The sequence below is a fragment of the Corallococcus sp. CA049B genome, from assembly GCF_003611685.1.
Lineage (GTDB): Bacteria > Myxococcota > Myxococcia > Myxococcales > Myxococcaceae > Corallococcus > Corallococcus coralloides.
The window spans coordinates 77,285-85,610 of the sequence record NZ_RAWC01000012.1 but is presented as its reverse complement, the minus strand read 5'-3'; the positions used below and the strand labels follow the sequence as shown (position 1 = coordinate 85,610).

General features: G+C 72.4%; 7 protein-coding genes. 5 read left to right on the top strand and 2 right to left on the bottom strand.

Annotated elements, in window-relative coordinates; all coding sequences use genetic code 11:
- The 3 genes from D7W82_RS04745 to D7W82_RS04735 form a co-directional block, all read left to right on the top strand.
- Nucleotides 1–2,427: heavy metal translocating P-type ATPase (locus D7W82_RS04745; protein ID WP_370450933.1), on the top strand; the 2,427-nt coding region annotated here is incomplete at its 5' end.
- Nucleotides 2,428–2,515: 88 nt separating this feature from the next.
- On the top strand, nucleotides 2,516–2,929 hold the full coding sequence (locus tag D7W82_RS04740) for a four-helix bundle copper-binding protein (protein WP_120617185.1): 414 nt from the start codon (nucleotides 2,516–2,518) through the stop codon (nucleotides 2,927–2,929).
- 41 nt (nucleotides 2,930–2,970) lie between these two features.
- Nucleotides 2,971–4,062: an aromatic ring-hydroxylating dioxygenase subunit alpha gene (locus D7W82_RS04735; RefSeq protein WP_120617184.1), complete on the top strand. Its 1,092-nt coding sequence runs from the start codon at nucleotides 2,971–2,973 to the stop codon at nucleotides 4,060–4,062.
- A gap of 7 nt (nucleotides 4,063–4,069) precedes the next feature.
- Here D7W82_RS04735 and D7W82_RS04730 read toward each other — a convergent pair whose 3' ends face one another.
- On the bottom strand, nucleotides 4,070–5,029 hold the full coding sequence (locus tag D7W82_RS04730; protein ID WP_120617183.1) for a PLP-dependent cysteine synthase family protein: 960 nt from the start codon (nucleotides 5,027–5,029) through the stop codon (nucleotides 4,070–4,072).
- Nucleotides 5,030–5,203: 174 nt separating this feature from the next.
- Between D7W82_RS04730 and D7W82_RS04725 the strand changes: the two genes are divergently transcribed.
- Both D7W82_RS04725 and D7W82_RS04720 read left to right on the top strand, forming a co-directional pair.
- Entirely contained in the window at nucleotides 5,204–6,664 is a 1,461-nt protein-coding gene (locus D7W82_RS04725; RefSeq protein WP_120617182.1) for an ATP-binding protein, read from the top strand.
- 83 nt (nucleotides 6,665–6,747) lie between these two features.
- A complete protein-coding gene (locus D7W82_RS04720) occupies nucleotides 6,748–7,356 on the top strand; it encodes a DUF2378 family protein (protein ID WP_120617181.1) in 609 nt (202 codons plus the stop codon).
- Here D7W82_RS04720 and D7W82_RS04715 read toward each other — a convergent pair.
- Nucleotides 7,347–8,282, bottom strand: a complete 936-nt coding sequence (locus D7W82_RS04715; protein WP_120617180.1) for a pirin family protein — start codon at nucleotides 8,280–8,282, stop codon at nucleotides 7,347–7,349. The two genes, D7W82_RS04720 and D7W82_RS04715, sit on opposite strands and share 10 nt — an antisense overlap.
- Nucleotides 8,283–8,326: the final 44 nt, after the last annotated feature.

Sequence of the window (8,326 nt, the reverse complement as noted above, 5' to 3'; positions counted from 1 at the left end):
TCCCCGCCCCCCGTGGGCGGGGAGGGGCCCGCCATCGACCCCGTGTGCGGCATGGAGGTGGACCCTCGCGCGCCCCGGGGTGGGAGCTGGGAGCACGAAGGCCACACCTGGTTCTTCTGCAACCCGAAGTGCCGCCAGCGCTTCCAGGACGACCCCGCCCGGTTCCTCCAGCCCCAGACTCAGCCACCGCCCGCCGCGCCGGGCGCCGTGTACGTGTGCCCCATGGACCCGGAGGTGCGGCAGGACGCGCCAGGGGCGTGCCCGAAGTGCGGCATGGCGCTGGAGCCCGAAGCGCCGCCCGCGCTCCAGACGCGCGTCGAATACACCTGCCCCATGCACCCGGAGGTGGTGAGCGACGGGCCCGGCGCCTGCCCGAAGTGCGGCATGGCGCTGGAGCCGCGCACGGTGACGGTGGAGGAGCCGCCGGATCCAGAGCTGCGCTCGATGACGCGAAGGTTCTGGGTGGGCCTGGTGCTGAGCGCGCCGCTGATGCTGCTGGGCATGTCGGACATGCTGCCGGTGCGGCACGGGCTGTCGGCCTCGGCGCTCGTGTGGGCGCAGCTCGCGCTGGCGACGCCGGTGGTGCTGTGGGTGGGGGCGCCGTTCTTCCAGCGGGGCTGGGCGTCGGTGAAGAACCGGCACCTGAACATGTTCACGCTCATCGCGCTGGGCGCGGGCGCGGCGTACGCCTTCAGCGTGGGCGTCACGCTGTTCCCGCACCTGTTGCCGGAAGGCGCGCGCACGGGGCACGGCGGCACCGTGCCCGTATACTACGAGGCCGCGGCCATCATCCTCACGCTGGTAGCGCTGGGACAGGTGCTGGAATTGCGCGCCCGCCACGCGACGTCCGGAGCGCTGCGGGCCCTGTTGTCGTTGGCCCCCGCCACCGCGAGGCGCATCTTGGACGACGGCCACGAGGAGGACGTGCCGCTGTCCCAGGTGCATGCGGGATGGCGCCTGCGCGTGCGCCCCGGTGAGAAGGTGCCGGTGGATGGCGAGGTGCTGGAGGGCGCGAGCGCGGTGGATGAATCGCTCGTCACCGGGGAGCCCGTGCCGGTGGAGAAGGGGCCGGGCGCGAAGGTGACGGGCGGCACGGTGAACGGCACGGGCACGCTCGTGATGCGGGCGGAGCGCGTGGGGCAGGACACGCTCCTGTCGCGCATCGTCCAGCGCGTGGCCGAGGCGCAGCGCACGCGCGCGCCCATCCAGCGGTTGGCGGACCGGGTGGCCGGCATCTTCGTGCCCGCGGTCATCGCGGTGGCGGTGGTGACGGCGATGGTCTGGGGCGTGTGGGGCCCGGAGCCGAGGCTCGCGCATGCGCTGGTGAACGCGGTGGCGGTGCTCATCATCGCCTGCCCGTGCGCGCTGGGCCTGGCCACGCCCATGTCCGTGATGGTGGGGACGGGGCAGGGCGCGCGCATGGGCGTGCTCATCCGCGACGCGGCGGCGCTGGAGCGGATGGCGGCGGTGGACACGCTGGTGGTGGACAAGACGGGCACGCTCACGGAGGGCAAGCCGCGGCTCGTGACGGTGGAGCCCGCGCCGGGCGTCGTGGACGCATCCGCGCTGCTGCGCCAGGCCGCGAGCCTGGAGCGAGGCAGCGAACACCCGCTGGCCGCCGCCGTGGTCGCGGGGGCGAAGGAGCGCGGCGTGTCCCCCGGGGGCGTGGAGGACTTCCAGTCCGTGCCAGGGCAGGGCGTCCGGGGCCGCGTGGAGGGACGCGAGGTGGCGCTGGGCAACGCGGCGCTGATGCGGAGCCTGGGCGTGGAGGTGGAGGCTCTGACGGAGCGCGCGGAGGCGCTGCGCCAGGAGGGCCAGACGGTGGTCCTGGTGTCGGTGGATGGCCGGGCGGCGGGGCTCCTGGGCGTGGAGGATCCGCTGAAGCCGTCCACGCCGGAGGCGCTGGCGAGGCTGCGGGATGAAGGCCTGCGCGTGGTGATGCTCACCGGCGACAGCCCGACGACGGCGCACGCGGTGGCGCGCAGGCTGGGCATCACGGAGGTGATCGCGGGCGTGCAGCCGGACGCGAAGGGCGACGCGGTGAAGACACTGCAAGCCCAGGGGCGCGTGGTGGCCATGGCGGGCGACGGCGTGAACGACGCCCCGGCGCTCGCTCGGGCGGACGTGGGCATCGCCATGGGGACGGGCACGGACATCGCGATGGAGAGCGCGGGCGTGACGCTGGTGAAGGGCGACCTGCGAGGCATCGCGCGGGCGCGCGGGTTGAGCCAGGGCGTGCTGCGCAACATCCGGCAGAACCTCTTCTTCGCCTTCGTCTACAACCTGCTGGGAGTGCCGCTGGCGGCCGGCGTGCTGTACCCCGTCCTCGGGTTGCTCCTGAGCCCGCTGTTCGCGAGCGCGGCGATGAGCCTCTCGTCGGTGTCCGTCATCGGCAACGCCCTGCGCTTGCGGCGGCTGAAGCTCTAGTCCGAGAGCAGCCGGACAGTCGGCCGCGCGGGGCGGGATGGTGACGTCCCCGCGCGTGACCACCGTGAGGCCCGAAAGGAACCCCACCATGGCCAACGCCGAAGTGATGCGAGGCGACGACGCGATGCGGGAGTGCATCGACCACTGCATGGCCTGTCACCGCGTCTGCCTGGAGACCCTGGCGGACTGCCTGAAGCGGGGAAGCAGGCTCGCCGAGCCCGGCCCCCTCCGGCTGCTGATGGACTGCGTGGACATCTGCGAGACGAGCGCGCGCTTCATGCTGCGCGGCTCGAATCTGCACTCGCGCACCTGCTTCGCCTGCGCGGAGGTGTGCGCCGCCTGCGCGACCGCCTGCGAGGAGCTGGGCGACGAGGGGCTGATGGAGGCCTGCGCGGACGCGTGCCGCAGCTGTGAGGAGTCCTGCCGCGGGATGAGCGGCGGGGTGATGCCCCAGCCCCTCAACCCGGAGGCCGCCCAACGCTTCGCCGACCTGCCCGCCTGAAGGGGGCGTGCACGGCGGCCCGGGCCCATTAGACTGGGCGCATGAACGCCCGCGAGGAGGGGCGCACCCCAGGTGCGTCCCCCAGTCACATCTCCGTCGTCCGGCTTCCGCACTCCTGGTTCATCCTCTGCACGTCGCGCGAGCTGGGGGACAAGCCGCTCGCCCGCACGCTGCAGGGCACGCCCCTGGTGCTCTTCCGGGGTGAAGGCGGCAAGCCCGGCGCCCTGATGGACCGCTGTCCGCACCGCAACGTGCCCCTGTCGCTGGGGCGCGTGACGAACGGGCAGCTGGAGTGCGGCTACCACGGGTGGCGCTTCGACACCGGAGGCCAGTGCCGGCTCATCCCCGGCCTGGTGGGTGAGCCCGAGGCCCGCTCCCGCTGCGCCGCGACCTACGCGACGCGCGAGCAGGACGGCTTCGTCTGGGTCTACTCCACGCCCGGCGTGGAGCCCACGTCGGAGCCCTTCCGCTTCCCGCTGCTGGACGCGGCGGACTACACCACCGTGCGCCGGGTGCTGCGCGCGCCCGGGTCGCTGCACGCGGTGCTGGAGAACACGCTGGACGTGCCGCACACGGCATTCCTCCACGGCGGCCTGTTCCGCACCGCGGAGAAGAAGAACGAAATCGACGTGGTGGTGCGCAGGAGCGCGGACCGCGTGGAGGCGGAGTACCTGGGCGAGCCCGCGCCCAAGGGGCTCGTGGGGCGGCTGCTCGCGCCGGGCGGCGGGGTGGTGCAGCACTTCGACCGCTTCCTGATGCCGTCCATCGCGCAGGTGGAGTACCGCATCGGGGAGAAGAGCCACATCGTGGTCAACTCCGCCATGACGCCGGTGAGTGACTGGGACACGCTCGTGTACGCGGTGGTGACGGTGAAGCTGCCCGTGCCGCGCTGGCTGCTCAAGGCCGCGGTGCCCTTCGTGCTGCCGGTGGGTCTGCACATCTTCGGGCAGGACGCGCGCATCCTGGAGAAGCAGACGGACTCCATCCGCCGCTTCGGCACGGAGGCCTACGCCTCCACCGAAATCGACGTCCTGGGGCCCAGCATCCTGCGCCTGATGCGCGCCCAGGAGCGCGAGCGCACCGCGCCGCCTCCGGACACGGTCCACGAGACGCGCGTGCGCATGCGCACCTGAGGGGCTTTCAGCCGGCCTTGGGCGCGGCCCGGGGCTGCACGAGCTCCGTGGAGAAGTAGCGCTCCATGCGGTCCGGGAACACCGTCACCACCTGGGCCTGCGGGCCCAGCCGCTTCGCCGCCTCCACCGCCGCCGCGTAGTTGAGGCCGGAGGACGGGCCCACCGGGAAGCCCCGGCGGATGAGCGCCCGCGCGGTGCGCATGGCCAGGTCGTCCGACACGTCCAGCTCCACGCGGCCCGGCATGTCCGCCTCGCGGTACAGCCGCGACAAGCCGTCCACCACGCCCGGCACGCGCGCGCTGAAGCTGCAACACTCGATGTCGCAGCCCAGCCCGGCGATGGGCCGCGCCACGAAGGGCGTCACCGGACAGCCGGCTTCCGCGAACGCCTGGAACAGCCCCACGATGGTGCCGCCCGTGCCCACGCCGCTCACCACGCCGTGCACCAGCCCGCCCGGCACCTGCGCCAGGATCTCCTGCCCCGTCCACACGCGGTGCGCCTCCGCGTTGTCCGGGTTCTCGAACTGGCGGGGCGCATAGCCGCCGCGCTCCTTCGCCAGCGCCTCCGCCCGCGCGATGGCGCCCCGGATGCCCTCCGAGCGCGGCACCAATTCCACCTCGCCGCCGTAGGCGCGGATGGCGATGAGCCGCTCCTCCGTCACGCCCTCCGGCATCACCGCCGTGAAGCGGCAGCCCATCTGCGCGCTCGCGAGCGCCATGGCGATGCTGGTGGAGCCGCTGGACGCCTCCACCACGTCGCCGCCGGGGCTCAGCTCACCCAGCCGCCACGCCTTCTCCAGCATGTACCGGGCGATGCGGTCCTTGGTGGACCCGCTGGGATTGAGGAACTCCAACTTGCACCAGATGGTCGGACCTTCCGGGTCCAGCCGCACGGGCACGAGCGGCGTGGGCCCCACGGCCTGGAGGAAGCGGCCATCAGCGGGAAGCGGGCGGCAGGGAGGGCGCATGGGGCATCCCTATCGCGAAACGCGCTGACAGGGGAGCCACCCTGTCGTCCAGCGAGCGGTGACGGACGCCCGTTCCCCTGGCTGTTCCGTCAGAGAAGACATTTTCCCACGTGCAAGGCTTGGCGCGCCCGGGAGCAGCCATTACGAAGAAGGGCCTCGGTTCCATCCGCCCGCATGCCTTCCGCGCCCATCATCCTCAACGTCAACGACGACCTGGCCAGCCGTTACGTCACGTCGCGTGTGCTGTCCCTGTCGGGCTTCCAGGTGCTGGAGGCGGGCACGGGCGGCGAGACGCTGGCGCTCGCGGACGAGCACACGGACCTGGTCATCCTGGATGTCCGCCTGCCGGACATGAGCGGCCTGGAGGTGTGCCGGCGCCTGAAGGCCTCTCCGCGCACGCGCAACGCGCTGGTGCTGCACCTGTCCGCGCAGGCGGTGGGCCCGGCGGACCGGGCGCAGGGGCTGGAGCACGGCGCGGATGCGTACCTGGTGGCGCCGGTGGATCCGGAGGAGCTGGTGGCCCAGGTGCATGCGCTCCTGCGCCTGCGCCGCGCCGAGCGCGAGGTGCGCGTCCTCTCCGACCAGGTGCAGCAGCAGCGCCGCTTGCTGGAGCTGGCCATGGCCGCGGCGGCGGACCCCATCGCGCTCTATGACGGCGACGGGACGCTCATCTATGCGAACCAGGCGGTGGCCGCGTCGCGTGGCTCGCACCATGTGCACGTGCCGGGCAGGAACATGGACGCGCTGCGCGTGATGGATCCGCAGCTGGAGTCCTTCGCGAAGTCGCTGGACGCGGCGCGGCGCACGGGCCAGGTGCAGCGCGGCCGCGTCACCCTGTCCTCGGACCAGGGCCCCCGGCACTTCGAGTACACGATGTCACCGGCCACCGGGCCCACGGGCGCGGTGGAGGCCGTCATCGCCACCGGGCAGGACGTCACGGAGCTGCGCAACGCGGAGGACTTCCGCGAACAGTTCATCGGCATCCTGGGCCACGACCTGCGCAATCCGCTCAACGCGCTGTCCATGTCCGCGCAGCAGCTCCAGCGCCAGGGCGAGCTGTCCGACCGCCAGCGCGTCTTCACCGAGCGCATCCTCACCAGCGCCGTGCGCATGGAGCGGATGATCCGCCAGCTGCTGGACTTCGCCAGGGCGCGGCTGGGCGCGGGGCTGCCGGTGGTGCGCTCGCGGTGCGACCTGTTCGACGTGGTGCGTGGCGCGGTGGAGGAAGCGTGCGCCAGCCATCCCCAGCGAGAGGTGCTGCTGGACGTGCAGGGGGACGGGCGCGGCGAGTGGGACGCGGACCGGCTGGAGCAGGTGGTGGGCAACCTGGTGTCCAACGCGCTCAAGTTCAGCCCGCCGGAGTCGCCCGTGCGCGTGAGCGCGGAGGGGCTGAATGGGGAGGCCGTGCTGCGGGTGCACAACCTGGGCGCGCCCATTCCGGCGGAGCAGGTGCCGCACCTCTTCGCCGCGTGGCGCCGCGCCGGCCGCAGCGACCGGGAGCGTGGCACCGCCGGAGGGCTGGGCCTGGGGCTCTACATCACCAGTCAGATCGTCCGCTCCCATGGCGGCACCGTGCAGGTGACCTCCACCGAGGCCCAGGGGACGACCTTCACGGTGCGTCTGCCGCGAGGCTGAAAATCCTACGGGTTTGACGACTCGTGGACGGATGCATTGCGTCCGCCCTTCCGGATGCTCAGGGGCGCCCCCACCCTGGGGGCATGGTCCCATCCGAAAAGCAAATCTTCGCCCAGAGCGTGGAAGCCCTCTTCGTGCGTGCGTTGGGGCCGTACCTGACGCGTGACGGACGCCAGAAGCTGAAGGCCGCGGGCCTGAACCTGTCCGAGCCGCTGCGCCCCCACTACTCGCTGGACCAGTGGCGCGTCTTCCTGGACGTGGCCGCGCGGGACGTCTTCCCCGGCCAGCCCCTGGAGACGGCCTACCTGGAGCTGGGCGCCCGCTACCTGAAGGGCTTCCAGCAGACGTCCGTGGGGCGGGCGAGCATGCAACTGGTCACGCACCTGGGGCCACAGAAGACGCTGGAGCGCGTGCCGTACAACCTGCGCGCGGGCAACAACTTCAACGAGGTCCGGGTGGAGGAGCTGTCCAAGCAGGACGCCACCCTGTGGGTGAAGGACGTGCTGGCGGACAACCCCTTCTTCGCCTGCGGCTTCCTGGCGGAGACGCTGCGCGCGTCGGGCGCGGGCTCACCTGAGGTGAAGCCCATCGCCTTCGACGGGACGGCGGCGACGTACCGGCTGACGTGGTCGCAGGCGAAGTCGCAGCGGCCCGCGGGCACGCTGGCGCCGGTGCGCCGGCTCTACGGGTAGCGCACGGGCGCGGGCGGATCATCCGGCGGCAGGGGGATGAACTCCGTCTCCGTGGGCACGGCGGCGAAGCGGCCCTCCTTCCAGTCCGCCTTGGCGGCCTCCAGGCGCTCCTTGGAGGACGACACGAAGTTCCAGAAGAGGTAGCGCGGGCCGTCCATGGGCTCGCCGCCCAGGAGCATCATCCGCGCGGAGGACTCCGCGTTGAGGATGATCTCGCTGCCCGGCTTGAACACGAGCAGTTCGCCGGGCTGGAAGCGCGTGCCCTCCACCTCCACGGTGCCCTCCACGAGGTAGAGGCCGCGCTCCTCGTATTCGGCGGAGAGCTTCAGGCGGGAGCCCGCCTCCATCTTCGCGTCCGCGTAGAAGAGGTCGGAGTGGGCGCGCACGGGGGACTTGCCGCCGTGCACCTGGCCCGCGATGACGGTCAGGTGGATGCCCTCGCCGTCGATGACGGGGAGCGTGTCCGCGGGGTGGTGGACGAAGGCGGGGGCGACCTCCTCGTGCTTCTTGGGGAGGGCGATCCAGGCCTGGATGCCGAAGAGTCGGCCACCGGCGGAGCGGGTCTCCGGGCCGGTGCGCTCCGAGTGGGCGATGCCCTGGCCGGCGGTCATCCAGTTCACGGCGCCGGGGCGGATGGGCTGCACGAAGCCCAGCGAGTCGCGGTGGAGGATTTCGCCCTGGAAGAGATAGGTGACGGTGGACAGGCCGATGTGCGGATGGGGGCGCACGTCCAGGCCGCGGCCGGGGTCGAAGTCCGCGGGGCCCATCTGGTCCAGGAAGATGAAGGGGCCGACCATGCGGCGGCGCGCGGAGGGCAGGGCGCGGCGCACATGGAAGCCATCGCCCAGGTCGCGCACGCGCGGGACGATGAGCGTCTCCAGGGAGGGCGGGGGCTCACGGCCCTGCAGGTCTTCTTCCCAGCTCATGGTGTGGCTCCTTTTCGAGGCGCGCAGTGTGCCGCAGATCCGGC